The 18,112-nt window shown below is 76.8% G+C and carries 14 protein-coding genes; 10 read left to right on the forward strand and 4 right to left on the reverse strand.

Translation table 11 applies throughout. The features are described 5' to 3' along the window. The first annotated feature begins 88 nt into the window (after positions 1–88). Positions 89–385: a DUF3040 domain-containing protein gene (locus tag PHK61_RS06225; protein WP_274280109.1), complete on the forward strand. Its 297-nt coding sequence runs from the start codon at positions 89–91 to the stop codon at positions 383–385. On the opposite strand, the gene hrpA is transcribed toward PHK61_RS06225, so the two are convergent. Beyond that, entirely contained in the window at positions 378–4,460 is a 4,083-nt protein-coding gene (gene hrpA, locus PHK61_RS06230; protein ID WP_274280110.1) for an ATP-dependent RNA helicase HrpA, read from the reverse strand. The two genes, PHK61_RS06225 and hrpA, sit on opposite strands and share 8 nt — an antisense overlap. A gap of 280 nt (positions 4,461–4,740) precedes the next feature. Between hrpA and PHK61_RS06235 the strand changes: the two genes are divergently transcribed. The 9 genes from PHK61_RS06235 to PHK61_RS06275 all read left to right on the forward strand — a co-directional run bounded on the left by PHK61_RS06235 (position 4,741) and on the right by PHK61_RS06275 (position 12,692). Then, positions 4,741–5,286 (forward strand): RNA polymerase sigma factor, encoded by a 546-nt coding sequence (locus tag PHK61_RS06235; RefSeq protein ID WP_274280111.1) that lies wholly within the window; start codon positions 4,741–4,743, stop codon positions 5,284–5,286. Then, entirely contained in the window at positions 5,283–6,773 is a 1,491-nt protein-coding gene (locus PHK61_RS06240; protein ID WP_274280112.1) for a dynamin family protein, read from the forward strand. Before PHK61_RS06235 ends, PHK61_RS06240 begins: the two co-directional genes overlap by 4 nt. Next, positions 6,773–7,606: a serine/threonine-protein kinase gene (locus tag PHK61_RS06245; RefSeq protein ID WP_274280113.1), complete on the forward strand. Its 834-nt coding sequence runs from the start codon at positions 6,773–6,775 to the stop codon at positions 7,604–7,606. Before PHK61_RS06240 ends, PHK61_RS06245 begins: the two co-directional genes overlap by 1 nt. 112 nt (positions 7,607–7,718) lie before the next feature. Continuing rightward, a complete protein-coding gene (locus tag PHK61_RS06250) occupies positions 7,719–8,060 on the forward strand; it encodes a hypothetical protein (protein ID WP_274280114.1) in 342 nt (113 codons plus the stop codon). A 5-nt stretch (positions 8,061–8,065) separates the two neighbouring features. Next, positions 8,066–8,395 carry a nucleotide exchange factor GrpE gene (gene grpE / locus PHK61_RS06255; protein ID WP_274280115.1) on the forward strand — a complete coding sequence of 110 codons (330 nt, stop codon included), beginning with the start codon at positions 8,066–8,068 and terminating at the stop codon, positions 8,393–8,395. Beyond that, positions 8,392–10,212 carry a dynamin family protein gene (locus PHK61_RS06260; protein WP_274280116.1) on the forward strand — a complete coding sequence of 607 codons (1,821 nt, stop codon included), beginning with the start codon at positions 8,392–8,394 and terminating at the stop codon, positions 10,210–10,212. Before grpE ends, PHK61_RS06260 begins: the two co-directional genes overlap by 4 nt. Next, positions 10,209–10,571 (forward strand): hypothetical protein, encoded by a 363-nt coding sequence (locus PHK61_RS06265; protein WP_274280117.1) that lies wholly within the window; start codon positions 10,209–10,211, stop codon positions 10,569–10,571. Before PHK61_RS06260 ends, PHK61_RS06265 begins: the two co-directional genes overlap by 4 nt. Further along, positions 10,568–12,253: an Hsp70 family protein gene (locus PHK61_RS06270; RefSeq protein WP_274280118.1), complete on the forward strand. Its 1,686-nt coding sequence runs from the start codon at positions 10,568–10,570 to the stop codon at positions 12,251–12,253. The genes PHK61_RS06265 and PHK61_RS06270 overlap by 4 nt, the downstream gene beginning before the upstream one ends. 34 nt (positions 12,254–12,287) lie before the next feature. After that, positions 12,288–12,692 (forward strand): hypothetical protein, encoded by a 405-nt coding sequence (locus PHK61_RS06275; RefSeq protein ID WP_274280119.1) that lies wholly within the window; start codon positions 12,288–12,290, stop codon positions 12,690–12,692. A gap of 50 nt (positions 12,693–12,742) precedes the next feature. Here the strand turns inward: PHK61_RS06275 and PHK61_RS06280 are convergent, their stop codons facing one another. From PHK61_RS06280 to cydB, 3 genes are read right to left on the reverse strand one after another with little or no spacing between them, the layout of a single operon-like run. Further along, positions 12,743–13,693 (reverse strand): Acg family FMN-binding oxidoreductase, encoded by a 951-nt coding sequence (locus PHK61_RS06280; protein WP_274280120.1) that lies wholly within the window; start codon positions 13,691–13,693, stop codon positions 12,743–12,745. Continuing rightward, positions 13,690–17,082 carry a thiol reductant ABC exporter subunit CydD gene (gene cydD / locus PHK61_RS06285; protein ID WP_274280121.1) on the reverse strand — a complete coding sequence of 1,131 codons (3,393 nt, stop codon included), beginning with the start codon at positions 17,080–17,082 and terminating at the stop codon, positions 13,690–13,692. The genes PHK61_RS06280 and cydD overlap by 4 nt, the downstream gene beginning before the upstream one ends. Beyond that, positions 17,079–18,110, reverse strand: coding sequence for a cytochrome d ubiquinol oxidase subunit II (gene cydB / locus PHK61_RS06290; protein ID WP_274280122.1), 1,032 nt, complete (start codon positions 18,108–18,110; stop codon positions 17,079–17,081). The genes cydD and cydB overlap by 4 nt, the downstream gene beginning before the upstream one ends. Between the last annotated feature and the right edge of the window lie 2 nt (positions 18,111–18,112).

Here is an 18,112-nt window from a genome sequence, read left to right on the forward strand (position 1 = left end):
CACCGTTCCGGTGGGTGCGTCCGGCGGGGATCCGGGGCATGCTCGTCGAACCCGGTGACGAGGCCGGCGCGCACCCGTGAGGTCTGCCATGGAACGCCCCCTCACCCGCCGGGAACAGGAGCTGCTCGCGCAGATCGCGGCGCACGAGGGGGGCGCCGACCCGGCGTTCGTGCGCCGGATGGGCGGGCGCCCGCCCCGGCGGCGCCGGAGCCGGGCGCCGTGGTTCGTGCTCGCCGGGCTCCTGGTCGTCGGCGTCGCCCTGCTGGTCGTCCCTGGCGTCTTCGTCCTCGCCGCCGTCGCCACGGCCGTCCTCGTCGTCGCCCCCGTCGCCCTCATCGCCTGGGCCCTGCACCAGGGCGGCCCGCCCCGCCGTCCGCTCACGTGAGCTTGGCGAGGGCCTTGGTGATGCGCTGCTCGGAGACGGGACCCGGGGTGCCGACGTCCTGGGCGAACAGGCTCACGCGCAGCTCCTGCAGCATCCAGGCCACGGCGTCGTAGGCGTCGCGGTCGAAGCTGCGCGGCTCGGCGGCGGCGCGCGTGCGCTGGGCGCGGTAGGCGGCCTCGACGCCGTGCGCGGCCGCGGTCGCCTCGGCGTCGCGCCCGGGCGCGGTCGGCAGCTTCTCCAGGCGCCGGCGCGCCGCCCGTAGGTAGCGCGCGACGTCGGGCAGGCGCGCCACCGGGGTGCGGGCCACGAAGCGGTCGCCGACGAGCACCCGCAGCTGCCCGCGCACGTCGTCGAGGGCGTCGGTCAGCAGGCCGCCGGGACGCTGCGCGAGCTCCTGGACCGCCAGCTCCACCTGCCCGGCCTCGCCCAGCACGGTCTCGGCGCGGGAGAGCACCTCGGCCGCCGCGGCGGGCAGGCGCGCGGCGACGTGGCCGCGCAGCCGCTCGAACGCCGCCGGGTCCCACGCCGGCCCGCCGCCGGTCGCGACCAGGGCATCGATCGCGGCGTCCACGCAGTCCTCGGCGAGCGCGTCGACGTCGCGGTAGCCGCCGCTCGTCATGGCCCCGCGCAGGCGCAGCACGGCCCGGTTGTCGAGCGAGCGCACCAGGGAGCGCGCCGGGGAGGCGATCGCGAGCCGCAGCAGGCGCCGGGTGCCCGCGCGCATCGCGTCGCGGGCCTCGAAGGCCGAGTCGAACACCCGCACGTCGACCGCGCGGCCGGTGTCGACCAGGCCGAGGTGCGCGGTCACCGTGCCCCCGGCGCGCTGCTGCTCGCGGGTGCGCGGGAGCTCGCCGATCTCGTCGAACGACGTCAGCCCGCGCCGCTCCGCCCCGTCGGCGACCGCGGCCACGGCCGCCCGCGTGGCCTCGGCGTGCCGGCGGCGCAGGGCCCCGAGGTCCGGGCCCTCCGCCACCACCCGCTCGGCGCCGGCTCCGCTGCGCTCCGCGTCGCTGCCGCCCTCGTCGTCGGTCACGCGGAACGTCAGGCGCAGGTGCGACGGGAGGCCCGCGACGTTCCAGGCGTCCACGGGGACGTCGAGGCCCGAGAGCCGCCGGACCGCCTCGGACAGCGCCGGCAGCAGGGGTTCCTCGGCCCGCGGGCGCCCGTCGCGGGCCAGGCGCGCGTGGATCGCCCGCGCGGAGTCCGGCGCGGGCACGAGCGAGCGGCGCAGGTTCTTGGGCAGCGAGCGCACCAGCGCGGTGAGCATTTCCTCGCGCAGACCGGGCACCTGCCAGGCGAGGTCCTCGGCGCGCACCTGCCCGAGCACCGCCAGCGGCACGGTCACCGTCACGCCGTCGCTGTCGGCGCCGGGCTCGAAGGCGTACGACAGCGGGAGCGTCAGCCCGCCCGAGGTCCAGGTGTCGGGGTACTGCTCGGCGGTCGGCGCCTCGCCCGCGAGCAGCGCGTCGACGTCGAGGTCGAACAGGTGCGGGTCGCGCCGCGAGGCCTTCTGCCACCAGCGGTCGAAGTGGCGCACCGAGACGACGTCGGCGGGCACGCGCGCGTCGTAGAACGCGACGATCGTCTCCTCGTCGACGACGAGCTCGCGGCGCGCCCGGCGCTCCATCTCGGCGACCTGCTCGAGCCGCTCGCGGTTGCGGGCGACGAACGCGTGGCGGGTGTTCCACTCGCCCTGCACCAGCGCGTGGCGGACGAACAGGTCCCGGGCCACCTCGCGGTCGATGCGCGCGTAGTCGATCGTGCGGTCCAGCGCCAGCGGCACCCCGAACAACGACACCCGCTCGGTGGCCACGGCCGCGCCGCGCCGCTTCGACCACCGCGGCTCGGAGTGGGTGCGGGTGACGAGCTCGCCCGCGGCCTCCTCGACCCACGCCGGCTCGATGCCCGCGACCGTCCGCGCCCACAGGCGCGAGGTCTCGACCAGCTCGGCGGCCATGACCATCGTCGGCGGGCGCTTGGCCAGCGTCGAGCCGGGCCAGATCGCGAACCGGGCGCCACGCGAGCCCTCGTACTCGACGAGCGCGCGCCGCTTCGGCTTGCCGGTCTTCGGGTCCTTCGGAGGTTCTTTCCCCGATGGTCCGGCTCCGCTGCGCTGCGCGTCCGACGCCAGCCCGATCTGCGACAGCAGCCCGGTCAGCATCGCCTGGTGGATGCGCTGCCCGAGCTCCTTGGTCATCTCCTGGCCCGGCTCGTTGCGCGTGAGCCCGAGCTCGTCGCCGAGCTGGCGCAGCTGCGCGGCCAGGTCCTGCCACTCGCGGATGCGCAGGTGGTTGAGGAACTCGGCCTGGCAGCGCTTGCGGAACTGGTTCGACGACAGCTCGCGGCGCCCGGTGCGGACGTGCTCCCACAGGTGCACCCACGACAGGAAGTCCGAGCGCGGGTCGGTGAACCGGGCGTGCGCGGCGTCCGCCTCGGCCGTCTTCTCCGCCGGGCGCTCCCGCGGGTCCTGCGCGGACAGGCCCGCGGCGATGACCGTGACCTCGTGCAGGCAGCCCAGCTCGTCGGCCGCGAGCACCATGCGGGCGATGCGGGGGTCGACGGGCAGGCGCGCGAGCCGCCGGCCGACGTCCGAGAGCCGCGTGGCGTCACCGTCCACGAGCGCGCCGAGCTCGGTGAGCAGCCGCACGCCGTCGCGGACCGCGAGCCGCTCGGGCGGGTCGACGAAGGGGAACTCCTCGACCGGCCCGAGCTTCGCGCCCGCCATCTGCAGGATCACCGACGCGAGGTTGGTGCGCTGGATCTCGGGGTCGGTGAACTCGGGGCGCGCGTCGAAGTCGTCCTCGGCGTACAGGCGGATGCAGATGCCGTCGGCGACGCGCCCGCACCGCCCGGCGCGCTGGGTCGCCGAGGCCTGCGAGATCGGCTCGATCGGCAGCCGCTGGACCTTGGTGCGCCGCGAGTAGCGCGAGATGCGGGCGAGCCCCGGGTCGACGACGTAGCGGATGCCCGGCACGGTCAGCGAGGTCTCGGCGACGTTGGTGGCCAGCACGACCCGGCGCCGCCCACCCCGCGCGGGCTCGAAGACCCGGTGCTGCTCGGCCGCGGACAGGCGCGCGTAGAGCGGCAGGACGTCGAGGTCCTCGACGTGGGCCTGCGCCGCGTGCTCGATGAGCGCATCGGCGGCGTCGCGGATCTCCCGCTCGCCGGACAGGAACACGAGGACGTCGCCGTCCGGCCCCTCGCGGCGCAGCTCGTCGACCGCGTCGACGATCCCCTCGACCTGGTCGCGCTGGTCGCCGTCGGAGTCGACCAGCGGCCGGTAGCGGATCTCGACGGGGTACGTGCGGCCGGAGACCTCGATGATCGGGGCCGGTTGATCAGGTGAGCCGAAGTGCCGCGAGAAGCGCTCCGGGTCGATGGTCGCCGAGGTGATGATCACCTTGAGGTCGGGGCGGCGCGGCAGGAGCTGGGCGAGGTAGCCGAGCAGGAAGTCGATGTTGAGGCTGCGCTCGTGCGCCTCGTCGATGATCAGCGTGTCGTAGCGGCGCAGCAGCCGGTCCTGCTGGATCTCGGCGAGCAGGATGCCGTCGGTCATGAGCTTGACCAGCGTGTCCTCGCTGGCCCGGCTGGTGAACCGCACCTGGTAGCCGACGGTGTCGGTGCCCGTCGTGCCGAGCTCCTCGGCGACGCGCTCGGCGACCGTGCGCGCGGCGATGCGGCGGGGCTGGGTGTGCCCGATCGTGCCGAGCACCCCGCGCCCCAGCTCGAGCGCGATCTTCGGCAGCTGGGTGGTCTTGCCCGAGCCGGTCTCGCCGGCGACGACGACGACCTGGTGCGCCTCGAGCGCCGCGCGGATGTCGTCGACGCGGTCGGTGATCGGCAGCGCCTCGGGGTAGGAGACGGCGGGCACCGACGCGCGGCGCCGCGCCAGGCGCTCCTCGGCGGCGGCGACGTCGCCGGCGATCCTGTCGAGCGTGCCCCCGCGCTTGCCGGCGTCGGCGATCCGCTCGGCGCCGGCGATGCGGCGTCGCAGGCGGTGGGAGTCCGCGAGCCCCAGCGCGGCGGCGCGCGCGTCGAGGTCCCGGCCGGTCGCCGGGGTGGTCGCAGCGGGCACCGTGCGGGCTCCTCCTGGTGCGGTGGTGGGGATCCGTGTCCCGAGCACACGGGACACCGACGGGACCATGCTCACCGGCGGTCCCGCACCTCCATTGTCAGCGCACGCGCTTCCCGGGCTGTTCCCGACCGTTCTGGTCACGGAGCGAAGTCGCTATTACGCTGTTCGAGTGAGTGACTTGGCGGTAGTCGTCGACGGAACGTAACGTCTGGCGCCAGATCACGGCGTTCCGGTCACCCGGGGTGACGTCGACGACCGAGATGCGAGAGGGGTGTGGAGCGTGGCGAACGGTCGGCCCGACACCGAGCTCGCGGTGCTCGCCGCCGGCGGCGACCAGGCCGCGTTCGCGGAGCTCATGACCCGCCACCGTCCCCGCCTTTACGCGGTGTGCCGCCGGGTGACCTGCCACGACCAGGACGCCCAGGAGGCCCTCCAGGAGACGATGATCCTCGCCTGGAAGCGTCTCGGGGAGTTCGACGGGCGCTCGGCGGTCGGCACCTGGCTGTACCGCGTCGCCACCAACGCCGCGATCGACGAGGTCCGGCGCCGCAAGCGCGCTCCCGAGCCCGCCGAGACCGTGCCGGAGCCGACGCCGGTGCGCGGCGCCGACGGCGGCGTCATCGCGCGCATGGACGTCGACCGCGCCCTGGCCCAGCTGCCCCCGCAGTACCGTGCGGTCGTGGTCCTGCGCGAGATCTGCGACCTGTCGTACACCGAGATCGCCGAGCTCCGCGACATCCCCGTCCAGACCGTCAAGTCCCAGCTCTCCCGCGGCCGCCAGGCGCTCGTCGAGCTGCTGACCGACCGCCCCGCCGTCACGGCATGAGTGGGGGGAGCCCGGTCGGCCCGGTCACCACCCGGCTCGTCGCGCTCGTCGCGACCACGCGCGACCGCCTGCGCACCCCCGAGCTGCGCGCACGCCTCGACGCGCTCGTCGCGCGCCTGTCCGAGCCCCGCATCCGCGTCGCCGTCGGCGGCCGCATGAACGCGGGCAAGTCGACGCTGGCCAACGCGCTGCTCCAGGAACGGCTCGCGGCCACCGGCGCCACCGAGACCACGCGGCTGGTCACCTGGTTCCGCCACGGCCACCAGGCCCGCATCCGCGTGCACCACCGCGACGGCACCGACCGTCTCCTGCCCCTGCCGGCGGGCGGGATCGGCGCGACGGTGCGCACCGACGGCGAGGAGATCTCCCACCTCACGGTCGAGACGCCCAACGACGCGCTCACCCGGTACACGTTGATCGACACCCCGGGCATGGACTCGCTCTCGAAGCTCGACCCGGACTCGCTCGCGGCGCTGGGCGATGCCGACGCCGTCGTCTACCTCATGCCCCACCCCGGCGAGCGCGACGTCGAGGCCATCGACGCCGTGCGCGGGTGGGCCGGCGGCCTGCGCCTCGGGGCGGCGAACATGCTCGGCGTCCTGTCCCGCATCGACACCCTGTCCGGCGAGGACGACCCGTGGCCGACCGCGCGCCGCGTCGCCGACCGCTACGCCCAGGAGCTGCGCGCGGTGCTCTCCGACGTCGTCCCGGTCGCCGGGCTGCTCGCCGAGACCGCCCGCGGCCCCGACTTCTCCGAGACCGACGCCCGTGCCCTGCGCACCCTCGCCGCGGCCGACCGCGCCGGGGTGCTGCGCAAGCTGCGCACCGTGCAGCGCTTCCGCGGCTGGGCGGAGTGCCCGCTCGCCGAGGACGAGCGCGAGAGGCTGCTCGACCTGCTCGGGCTGCACGGCATCCGGGTCGGGCTCGAGCTGCTCGACGAGGGCCGGCGCTCGACGCCCGCCCTGCTCGAGGGCTTCGCGCTGCGCTCGGGCGTCGAGGCCGTCCTGGAGCGGATCGAGACGGTGTTCGTCGCCGGGGCCGACCGGCTGCGGGCGAGCGCCGGGATCGCCGCGCTCGAGCACCTCTGGGACGCCCCCGACGAGGTCGACCGGCGCGCCCTGCTCACGCTGCAGTCCGAGCTCGACCGGCTGCGCCTCGAGCCCGCGCTGCGCCAGGTGGACCTCGCCGCCGCGCTCGTCGACCTGCAGGCCGGGCGGATGCGCCTGGGCGACGAGGACGTGGCGCGCCTGCGCGACCTCGCGACCGGTGCCGACGACGCCCGCCGCCTCGGCCTGGACGCGGACGCCGACCCCGGGGCCGTCGCGGCCGCGGCCGCCGCGCAGATCCCCGGATGGCGCCGGCTCGAGGCCCGCCCGTCGCGGGTGCTGCAGCGCCACGTCCGCGTCGCCCGCGAGCTGTGCGAGCACATCTTGTTCAACGCCTCGGCGCCGACGTCCCCGAGCTGGCAGGCTCGGACACCGAGCTGATGACGTCCGTCCGGGAGGAGGCCGCGGTGGGGGTGCCGCCCCGCGCCGGTCCGCCGAGGGCCGTCCTCGGGCCCTACGTGGTGCAGGACCTCGTCCACCGCGGGCGCTCGGGCGAGGTCGTGCGCGCCCACGACACCGCCCACGACCGCGTCGTCGCCCTCAAGCTGCTCGCCCCCGACACCGCCGACCGCGAGTACCGGGCGCGATTCGACCGCTCGTGCGGGATCGCCCGCACGCTGCGCGAGCCCCACGTCCTGCCGGTGCTCGACTTCGGGGAGACCGGCGGGCGCCTCTTCGTCGCGACGCCCCTGCTCGCGGGCCCCGACCTCGGCGCCGTGCTGCACCGCGACGACGTCCTCGACCCGGCGCGCGCGGTCGGCGTCGTCGAGCAGGCGGCGCGGGCCCTGGCCGCCGCGCACGCCCGCGGCCTGGCCCACCGCAACGTCAAGCCGGCCAACCTGGTCTTCGCCGACCCGGCCGCCACCGAGGTGCGCGTCGGCGACTTCGGGCTCGTCTCGCGCAACGGGCTCTCCCTCGACCACACCGCGCCCGAGCGCTTCCGCGGCGGCGCGACCGACCACCGCGAGGACGTCTACGCGCTGGGCTGCGTGCTCTTCACCTGCCTCACCGGCGCCCGCCCCTACCCGGGGCGCAGCCTGCCCGAACGGATGCGCGGCCACCTCGAGAGCCCGATCCCGCGGCCCTCCGAGACGCGCCCGGGCGTCCCCGTGGCGTTCGACGCTGTCATCGCCGGCGCGCTGGCCAAGACCCCCGCGGAGCGCACGCCGACCGTGGGCACGCTGGCCGCGGCGGCCCGCGCGGCGCTCGGCTGAAGGACTCCGGCGGCAGAAACATCTCCCGGGCCGGGAACATCCGGGCCCTCCCGCGTCGTCACAGACGCGAACGGCCCGCCGACGGCGGCGGGCCCGCACCGGGGAGCGCGCGATGAGCGGCACGACCGACACCGCAGGCGACATGTACTTCAGCGCGGACGGCGGCGTGTACGACGCGTCCGGCACGATGATCGGCACCTACGAGACCGACGACGCGGGCCGCGTCGACCTGGTCACCACCGACACCGACGGCGACGGCACGCTGGACACCTCGGTGGCCGACACCGACCACAACGGCTCGTTCGAGACCGGGATCGTCGACACCGACGGCGACGGCTACTACGACACGATGGTCACCGACACCGACGGGGACGGCGACTTCGACACCGCCGCGGTCGACACCGATCGCGACGGGCAGGCCGACACCACCAGCCACGACCCCGCCGGCTTCTGACCTCGATGATCGCCCCGACCTCCGAGCGGGCGGCGCTGGTCGAGCTGTGCATCGACCTCGCCGACCGGCTGCGCACCGCCGGGCCCGGCCTCCGGGCCCGCCTGCACCGCGGCCTGGCCGACGTCGGGGTGGTCCCGATCGAGCCGGACGGCCTGCCGTTCGACGGCGCCCACCACGACGCCGTCGACCGCGAGCCGACCGCCGACCCCGCCCGCGACCGCACGGTCGCGAGCACCGAACGCACCGGCTACCTCGACCACGGGCGCCTCCTGCGCCGCCCCGAGGTGGTCGTGTACGCCCTGACGACCGACCCCGACACCGGAGGCGACCGATGAGCACGCACCCGCTGACCGGCGAGGTCCTGGCGCTGGTGTCGCAGGTGCGCGCGGTCGCGGTCGAGGACGACGAGACCGCCGCCGCCGAGGCGCTCGGCGGCGACGTCGCCCGCCTCGCCCGCGGGACCGCCGCCGTGGTCGTCGTGGGCGAGAAGAAGCGCGGCAAGAGCTCGCTGATCAACGCGCTGATCGGGCGGCCGGGCCTGCTGCCCGTCGACGCCGACGTCGCCACCTGCGTGCACGTCATCGTGAGCCACGGCCCCGACGGCGTCACCGTCGTCGAGGGCGGCGGGAGCGCGGGGCGCGAGGTGCCGCTCACCGCACTCGCCGAGTACGCCGCGCTGGATCCGGGCGCCCGCGCCCCCGAGCACGAGGACGTCAGCCAGGTGCAGGTCCGCGTGCCCGCCCCGCTGCTGGCCGGCGGGCTCGAGCTGATCGACACCCCGGGGGTCGGCGGACTGGTCGCCGGCCACGCGGCGCTGACCCTCGCGACGCTCGACCGCGCCGACGCCCTGGTGTTCGTCCTCGACGGCTCCAGCGAGATCACCGCCTCGGAGCTGGCGTTCCTCGAGAAGGCCACCGAGCGCATCACCACGGTCGCCTTCGCGCTCACCAAGATCGACCTGTTCCCCGCGTGGGAGGAGGTGCGGGCGCGCGACGTCGAGCTGATCGCCCGGCACGCCCCGCGCTACGCCGGCGCCCCGTGGTTCGGGGTGTCGAGCCGCGCGGCCGCCGACGCGGTCGCGGCCGAGGCCGACGGCGAGCCCGAGGAGGCCGCGCAGGAGCGCGCGGCGAGCGGGATCGACCCGCTGTCCGACCACCTCGCGGGCCTCGCGCAGGACGCCGACGGGCTGCGGCTCGCCGACCTGCTCCACCAGACCTCCGCGCTGGCCAAGCGCCTGTCGGCCCTGCAGGTGCGGCGCGCGCTGTCGCTGTCGCTGAGCCCGGAGTTCGCCGCCTCGGTGAAGCGCGAGAAGGACGCGCTCACCGCGCTCCAGGGCCAGAACGCCACCTGGCGCCAGACGCTCGGCGAGCGCTCGGCGCGCCTCGAGCAGCGCATGCGCACCGAGCTCGCCCGCCGTCTCGAGGACCTGCGCAAGGAGGTCGGCGACCAGATCGCCACGGGCTCCAGCAAGGTCTTCGACACCGTCGCCACCGACCTGCCGCCCCGCGCGCAGGCCCTGTGGATCGAGCTGGACACGCTGCTGCGCCGCGAGCTCACCGCGCTCGGCGAGGCGCTGCTCGCCGACCTCGAGGGCGTCGAGGTGGACCTCGCCGGCGTCGTCCCGGACGCCCCCGAGCGCCTCGCGCAGCTCCCGGAGGCCGCGCGCGGCCAGGGCAGCACGAGCTTCGCCGAGCAGGGGATCATGGCCGCGGGCCTCGGCATGGGGCTCGGGCACCTCGTGGCCCTCGTGGTTGCCCCGCCGATCGGCATCCTCGCCGGCATCGGCGCCGTCGGGTTCTTCTCCTGGCGGCGCTGGAGCAAGGAGCGGGGCGCCCGCAGCCGCGAGGACGCCCGCCGCTACCTCGGGGAGGTCGCCACCCGCCTGAACAACGAGATCCCGCCGGTGGTCTCGCAGGCGGTCGCCGGCGCCCGGGAGGTGCTGGGCCGCCAGATCACCGCGGTGCTCGCGGCCGAGAAGGACCGGCTCACCGCCAGCCTCGCCGAGCACGAGAAGAACCTGGCGAGCGAGAAGAGCGCGCTGGCCCGCCGCAAGGCCGAGGTCGACGCCCGCCTGAAGAAGCGCAACGAGCTGCGGGAGGCCGCCGAGCAGCTGGCGGCCCGCCTGCCGGTCGATCGAGAGGAGACGTCGTGACCGCGCCGCAGGACTCCGGGGGTCCCTGGCTGGACATGTCCCGCTACCCCGACACCGACCCGGACGCCGTGCTCTCGCCCGACGACCAGGGCCTGCTGTCCGCGGCGCTCGCCGTCGACGACGGGGCGCTGCCCGACGGCGTCTGGGAGCACATGCTCGCCGTCGTCACCGGGGAGCCGACCGGCGGCACCGACGACCCCGCCGCGGACGAGGCGACCGACGACGTCGCGGACGACCCGGCCCTCGACGCCGGGTGGGCCGGGGAGCACGACCCGCACGACACGCACGACCCGGTCGCCGACGACGCCGGGCACGACCCCGCCCTCGACGACCACGACTGGGACGGCGGCGCGGTGTGACCGGCTGGGACCTCGCGATCGACTTCGGGACCTCGTTCACCACGGCGGCGACGCTCACGCGCGGCCGCGCCGAGGTCCTGGAGATCGACGGGTCCAAGTACGTGCCGTCGCTGGTCTGCCTCGACGACGACGGCACGATCCTCACCGGCCGCGACGCGGTCAACGAGGCCGCGATGGCGCCCGACCGCACCGAGCGCGTGCCCAAGCGCGCGCTGGTGGCCTCCGAGCAGGTGCTGCTGGGCGCGCGCACGGTGACCACGGTCGACCTCGTCGCCGCGGTGCTCGCCCGGGTCGCCGGGGAGGCCGTGCGGCGCTTCTCGGGGCAGCGCCCGTCGCGGGTCGTCCTGACCCACCCGGCGCGCTGGCAGGCAGGCGGCACCGAGCTGCGCCGGCTCACCGAGGCCGCCGAGCGCGCCGGGCTGGGCGAGCCCGACCTCGTCGCGGAGCCGGTCGCCGCCGCGCACCACTACGTGCGCACCGGCTCCGGTGACCAGGCCGTCCCCGACGGCGGCATGATCGGGGTCTACGACTTCGGCGGCGGCACCTTCGACACCGCCGTGCTGCGGCGCCGCCGTGACGGGTTCGAGCTGGCCGGCTCGCCCGGCGGCGACGTCGCCCTCGGCGGCGAGGACCTCGACGCCGCCTTCATGGAGATCCTCGCCGAGCACGCCGAGGCGCTCGACGCCGACACCTGGAACACGCTGTGGGAGGCCGAGGGTCGGGTCGCCGAGCGCCACCGCACCCTGCTGCGCCGCGACATCACCCAGGCCAAGGAGGCGCTGTCCCGCCTGCCGGCGGTCAACCTGTGGGTCGCCGGCTACGACGACGAGATCCGCGTGACGCGTCGCGAGTACGAGAAGGCCGTGGAGCCGCTCCTCGCGCGCAGCGTCGCCGAGCTGGCGGACACCGTGGCGCGGGCCGGCGCCACCCCCGACGCGCTCGTCGACGTCTACCTCACCGGGAGCACCAGCCGGACGCCGCGGATCAGCGCGCTGCTCGCCGACCTGCTCGGCCACGTGCCCGGGATGCGCGACGACCCCAAAGCCGTCGTCGTGCTCGGGGCGCTGTCCACGATCCCGGGGTCGGTGAGCGCCACCCAGCACGTCCGCCTGCCCCCGCGGGCCCGCGACCAGGGCCGACGTCCCCCGGCGGGGCCGACGCCGCCGTTGACGCCCGTCGGGTTCGCGGTGCCGGCGCCGCCCGCGGGCGCGACCGAGACCGTCCGGCGCTCCCGCAGCGGGGACGTGACCGTCCGCGCCGGGCGACACCACAAGCCCGCCGACGAGGAGCCCGCCGACGAGCCCGGCGAGCGGACGTCCGCCGACCGGGCGTCCGCCGACCGGGAGGCCGCCGACCGGGAGGCCGCCACCGGGATCGCGCGCGAGATCGCGGCGATCGCCGACGCGGCCGGCGTCTCCGACCTCGTCGGCGCGCTGTCCCCGACCGTGCGCGCGGGCGACACCGCCGAGGCGCTCCGGCGCCCGCTGGTCGTCGCGCTCGAGGGTGTGGGCACGGCGATCGGGACCCGGCACACCCCGTTCCCGGGGCTGCCGCCCGAGATCGCGCTACAGGTCCTGCGCGAGGGCCGCGCCGAGCTGGGGGTCCTCGGCCAGGTCCTCACGCGGCTGGACGCCGTGAGCGAGCGCCTCGCGGCGTGGCGAGCGCGATCGCCCGCGACGTGATCGGATCCCGGGACGACCACCACGGAGGAGCTGCATGTCCCACACCGCGTCCCGCCGGGCCGGCGCGGCGCCCGCCGTCCTGACCGCCCTGCGGGTCACCGCGACGCTGACCGTCGTGGTGCTGCTGTGGCAGTTCGTCACCGCCGGCGGGTTCGTCGCCCAGCCCGGGGGTGACGCCGCCGAGGCCGCGCACGCGACCGGGGCGATCGTCCTGCACGTCGTCGCCGGCCTGACGATGCTCGCCGCGGCGGTGCTGTGGCGCGCCGGCGCCGCCCTGTGGCCGACGGTGCTCGCCGCCGTGGTGTTCGCCCTGACCTTCGTGCAGGCCTACGTCGGCAGCCACGGGCCGCTCTCGGTGCACATCCCCGGCGCGATGGTCCTCACGGTCGGCGCCGTCGTCGTCGCGGCCTGGTCGTTCGCGTCGACCGGGTCTTCCTGAGCCGCGCGCCGACGTCACGATGACGGCGTGGGCGGCATTGCTCGCATCCGTCAGCCGACCGGGCGGCGGGGGGACGGGACGTCGTCGCCGGCCTTCGGGCCCAGGCGCAGCACCGCCTGCGGCCACAGCGCCCCGCCGAGCAGGGTCCGCAGCGCCGCGCGGGTCGACGCGACCTCCACCGGCGGCGCGACGAACGACGCCCCGAGCCCGTGCACGGTCGCGGTGAGCAGGACCCGCTGCAGCGCCTGCCCGGCCAGCAGGTGCGCCAGGGGCAGGTCGTGGGCGGTGGCGAGCACCCCGATCAGCGCGTTCCGGTCGGGGCGGTCGAGGCCGCCGGTACCCCCGGAGAGGTCGCGCACGCGCCAGGGGTCGTCGCGCGGGGGCCGCGGGCCGGCGACCGACGCCGGGACGCCGTCGAGCACGCCGGCGTCCCGCCCCGTCCAGGCCTCCCGCTCGGCGCGCCAGGCCGGGTCCGCGTCCTCGATCCGCGTGGCCTGCGCGACGAGGGCGGCGACAGCCTCCCGCTCCTCGGGCGTCTCGATCCAGTACAGCCAGCTGCGCTCGGCCTCCGCGGCGCGCCGCAGCTCGGCCCGCAGCGCGGGCCGCACCTCGCCCTCCCCGAACGCCCGACGGTGGGTGTGGCGGTGGCCGATCGCGCCCGCCAGCGCTCGCTCGGCGGGACTGCACGGCAGCGGGCCGCCCGCGCGCAGGCGCGCGAACGACCAGGGGTCGTCGGGGTCGGGCAGCAGGCGCACGTGCGTGCGGCGCTCCCGGGCCCGCACGGCCAGCCGCATCGCGGCCAGCGCGGCTCCGCAGGCGAGGCGCAGTGCGCGGTGATCGGGGTCGGCGACCGGCAGCGCGCGCGCCGGGTCCCCCCGCACCTCGAAGGCGTCCGGGCCGTCGGCGCGCAGGATCCAGGGCTGGGTGTTGTGTCCCGAGGGCGCCCGCGACCCGGCCGTGAGCACGTCGCGCACGGCCTGCGGACTCAGCGCGGTGGTCATGCCGCCGCCCGCTCCCGCGCCCCGAGCCGCAGCACCGGGACGCCGCGGAACTCGTCGGGCCGGTGGCTGACGACGAGCAGCGTGCGGTCGCCGCCCGCGGCGAGGAGGTCGGCGCACAGCGCGTCGGCGGTGGCGGCGTCCAGGTGGGCGGCCGGCTCGTCGAGCACGAGCACCGGCCGGTCGGCCAGCAGCACCCGGGCGACCCCGAGGCGCTGGCGCTCCCCGCCGGACACGGCGCCGCCGTGCGCGCCGAGCGGGGTGTCGAGGCCCTCGGGCAGCGCGGCGAACCACTCGCCGAGGCGCGCCCGCCGCAGCGCGTCGACGAGGTCGTCGTCGGCGGCGTCGGGCCGGGCGAGCAGCAGGTTCTCGCGCAGCGTGGAGTCGAACAGGTGACTCGCCGGCCCGCACCACGCCTGCCGGGACCGCACGTCGTCACCGTCGTGGCGCGCGATGTCGGTGTCGTCGATCGTCGCCCGCCCGGCCCGCGCCGGCAGGGTGCGCGCGAGGGCCGCCAGCAGCGTGGTCTTGCCGGCCCCGGACGGCCCGGCCACGACGAGCCGCCCGCCCGGCGGGAGGTCGAGGTCGACGCCGTGCACCGCGTCGGTCGCGGCGCCGGGCCGGCGGACGGCGAGGTCCTCGGCGCCGAGGCGGTCGCCGGCGCCCACGGCCACGGGGCAGGTGGGCTCCAGCACGGTCGCGGGTTCGGTCTCCAGCTCCACGAGCCGGCGCAGCGCGGGACCGGCCGTCGCCAGGCGGGTCGCCGCCTCGGGCAGGCCCGCGACGACATCGGCGCAGGCCAGGGGCACGAGGGCGAGCACGGCGAGCGCGGTGCCGGCGAGGTCGCCGCGGGCGAGGGCGGCCAGGCCCAGCGCGGTCGTGGCCACCGCGGTGACGCCCAGCGCGAGCACCCCGAGCCCGGACCCGAGGCCGGCGGAGAACGCGGCGCGGCGGGCGACCTCGGTGAGGCGGTCGTCGACCGCGGCGAGCGCGCGGCGCCGGTCCTCGGCGGCCCCGAAGGCGACGATCTCCCCGGCGGCCTCGAGGGTCTCGGTGGTGGCCGCGACGACCTCGCCGCGCAGCCCCGCGGTGCGCGCGCCGGCGCGGCGGACCGCCCACAGCGCGAGGGCGGGCGCGGCCACCCCGGCCACGAGCAGGCCGACCGCGAGCGCGAGCCCGGCGGCGGGCAGCACCAGCGCGAGCGCGACGACCGCGGCCAGCCCCACCAGCGCCGCCCGGGCGGCCGGCAGGGCGACGCGCACGACGACGTCCTCGGCCGCGTCGACGTCGCCGACGAGGCGGGCGAGCAGGTCGCCGCGCCGGCGCCGGGCCGTCGCCGCCGGGCCGAGGCGCACGAGCGCGGTCCAGAGCCGCACCCGCAGGTCGGCGCCGAGGCGCAGGGCCGCGTCGTGGGCGACGAGCTGCTCGCCGTAGCGCAGCACGCCCCGGGCCAGGCCGAACGTGCGCACCGCGACGATCGCGACCATGAGGGTCAGCACCGGCGGGTGCAGCGCGGCGGTCGAGATCAGCCACGCCGACGTCCCGGTCAGCGCGACCCCGCAGCCCACCGCGCCCGCACCGAGCAGGACCGCGAGGGCCCAGCGCCCGGCACGCGGGCGGAGGAGCCCGCCGAGCCGGCGTCCGGTGCCCACGGCCGCCGCGGGCACGGCCAGGTCGGCCGCCGTCGGCGTCGGGACGGGGGCGCGGCGGGTGGCGGTGCTCGCGTCGGTGGCGTCGGTCGCGGTGGGCGCCGGGACCGGTCGTGGCGCGGACGCCCGGTGCGGCACCGTCACCACGCGGTCGCAGAGCTCCAGCACCGCCGCGCGGTGGCTCACGACCACGGCGCTGCGCCCGGCCAGGGCGCCGGGCAGGGCCGCGAGGATCGCGCGCTCGGTGTCTGCGTCGACGCCCTCGGTCGGCTCGTCGAGCAGCAGCAGCGGGCGGTCGGCGAGCAACGCGCGGGCCAGCGCCACCCGCCGGCACTGCCCCGTCGAGAGGCCCGCGCCGCCGTCGGACACCACGGTGTCCAGGTCCACGTCGAGCGCGGCCGCCCCGGCCGCGGCGGCGACCGCGTCGGGGGACGCGCCGGGGGCACCGAGCCGCACGTTGTCGGCGACCGTGCCGGCGAGCAGCACCGGGCGCTGCGGCACCCAGGCCACGCGGTCGCGCCAGGACGCCGGGTCGATCGCGGCGAGGTCGACGCCGCCGACCTCCACCCGCCCGCGGTCGGGGCGCCGCGCGCCGCGCAGCAGGTCGAGCAGGGTGGTCTTGCCCGCCCCGCTCGCGCCGGCGACGCCCACCACCTCCCCGGGAGCGACGTCGACGGAGAACCCGGCGAGGACGGGATCGCCGCCGCGCCCGGCGACCCCGACTTCCCGGACGCGCAGCGGCAGGCTGCGCGGATCGGGGGCGGGCCGGCCGGAACCCGCCGCGACGGGCTCCAGCTCCAGCACCGCGAACGCCTCCTGCGCGGCGGTGAGCCCGTCGAGGCTGTCGTGGAACCGGGCGCCGACCGCGCGCAGCGGCAGGTAGACCTCCGGCGCGAGGATGATCACGAGCAGCGCAGTGTGCAGGTCGAGCTCGCCGTGCACGAGGCGCAGGCCGACGGCCACCGCGACCAGGGCGACCGACAGCGTCGCCAGCAGCTCGAGCGCGAGCGCCGAGAGGAACGCGACGCGCAGCGTGGCCATGGTGGCGCTGCGGTGGCGCTCGGCGATCTCGCGCATCCGGCCGGCCTGGCGCCGGGCGCGGCCGAACGCGACGAGCACGTTGAGGCCCGCGACGAGGTCGAGGAAGTGGTGCCCGAGCACCGCGAGCGTGCGCCGGCGTCGCCGCACCGCCCGCTGGGTGTACGCCCCGATGAGGATCATGAAGATCGGGATCAGCGGGACGGTGGCGGCGATGATGACCGCCGAGGGCCAGTCGGCGCCGAGGATGCGCGCGCCGACCGCGAGCGGCACGACCGCGGCCACGAGCAGGGTCGGCAGGTAGCGGCGGACGTAGCCGTCGAGCCCGTCGACACCGTGGGTGGCGAGCGTCGCCAGGCGGCTCGGGGTGGGCAGGCGCGGGTCGTCGGGGCCGAGCTCGAGGGCCTTCGCGACGAGGCGTCCCCGCAGCCCGGCGACCACCGACGCCGCGGCCCGCGCGCCCGCGACCTCGCCGGCGCCCGCGAGCAGGGCCCGCCCGGCGACCACGGCCAGCACGGCCGCGAGCACCCCGCCGAGCGCGGCCAGGGACTCGCCGCCGAGGAACCCGCGCGTCACCGCCGTCGCGACCAGGTCGGCCTGGACGACGACCAGGCCCGCGGTGAGGATGCCGACGCCCGCGCAGAGCACCACGTGCCGGCGCACCGGCGCGACGTGGCGCAGCAGGCGCGGGTCCAGCGGTCTCACACCTGCTCCTCGGCGGGCGCGCTCGGCGCGGGCGTCGGGATGTGGGTGCGGGAGATCCGGCGGCGGAACACCCAGTACGTCCAGGCCTGGTAGCAGAGGACGATCGGGGTCATCACCACGGCGACCCACGTCATGATCGTCAACGTGTAGGGCGTGGACGCGGCGTTGGTCGTGGTCAGGCTGAACGCCGGGTCGATCGTCGAGGGCATGACGTCGGGGTAGAGCGCGGTGAACAGGAACGCGGTGGCCGCGACGATCGTCCCGGCGGTCAGCGTGAAGCCCCAGCCCTCGCGGCCGGCGCGCGTGGCGAGGATGCCGCCCACCAGCGCGACCGCCGCCGCCAGCGCGAGCGCGGCGGTGACGACGTCCGCGCCGTGCTCGAGCCAGGTCCAGAGCAGGAACGCCGCCGCGACCGGCACTGCGCCGACCCCGAGGCGCACCGCCAGCGCCCGCGCGCGGACCCGGATGTCGCCGTCGGTCTTGAGCGACAGGAAGACCGCGCCGTGCAGGGTGAACAGCAGCAGCGTCGTCAGGCCCCCGAGCAGCGCGTACGGGGTGAGCAGCGTGAGGAAGCCGCCGACGAACTCGTGGTCGGCGTCGAGCGGGACCCCGCCGACGATGTTGCCGAACGCCACGCCCCACAGCAGTGCCGGGAGCACCGAGCAGACGACGATCACCCGGTCCCAGGTGTTCCGCCAGCGCAGCGTGTCGACCTTGCCGCGGTACTCGAACGCGACGCCGCGCCCGATGAGCGCGACCAGGATGAGCAGCAGCGCGAGGTAGAACCCCGAGAACAGCGTCGCGTACCACTCGGGGAACGCCGCGAACGTGGCGCCGCCGGCGACGATCAGCCACACCTCGTTGCCGTCCCAGAGCGGGCCGATCGTGTTGATCATGACGCGGCGGTCGGTGTCGTCCCGGCCGAGGATGCGCAGCAGCGCGCCCACGCCGAAGTCGAATCCCTCGAGGACGAAGTAGCCCGTCCACAGGATCGCGATGAGCAGGAACCAGACGTCGGTGAGCTGCATCT

The organism is Actinomycetospora lutea, from assembly GCF_028737205.1.
GTDB lineage: Bacteria > Actinomycetota > Actinomycetes > Mycobacteriales > Pseudonocardiaceae > Actinomycetospora > Actinomycetospora lutea.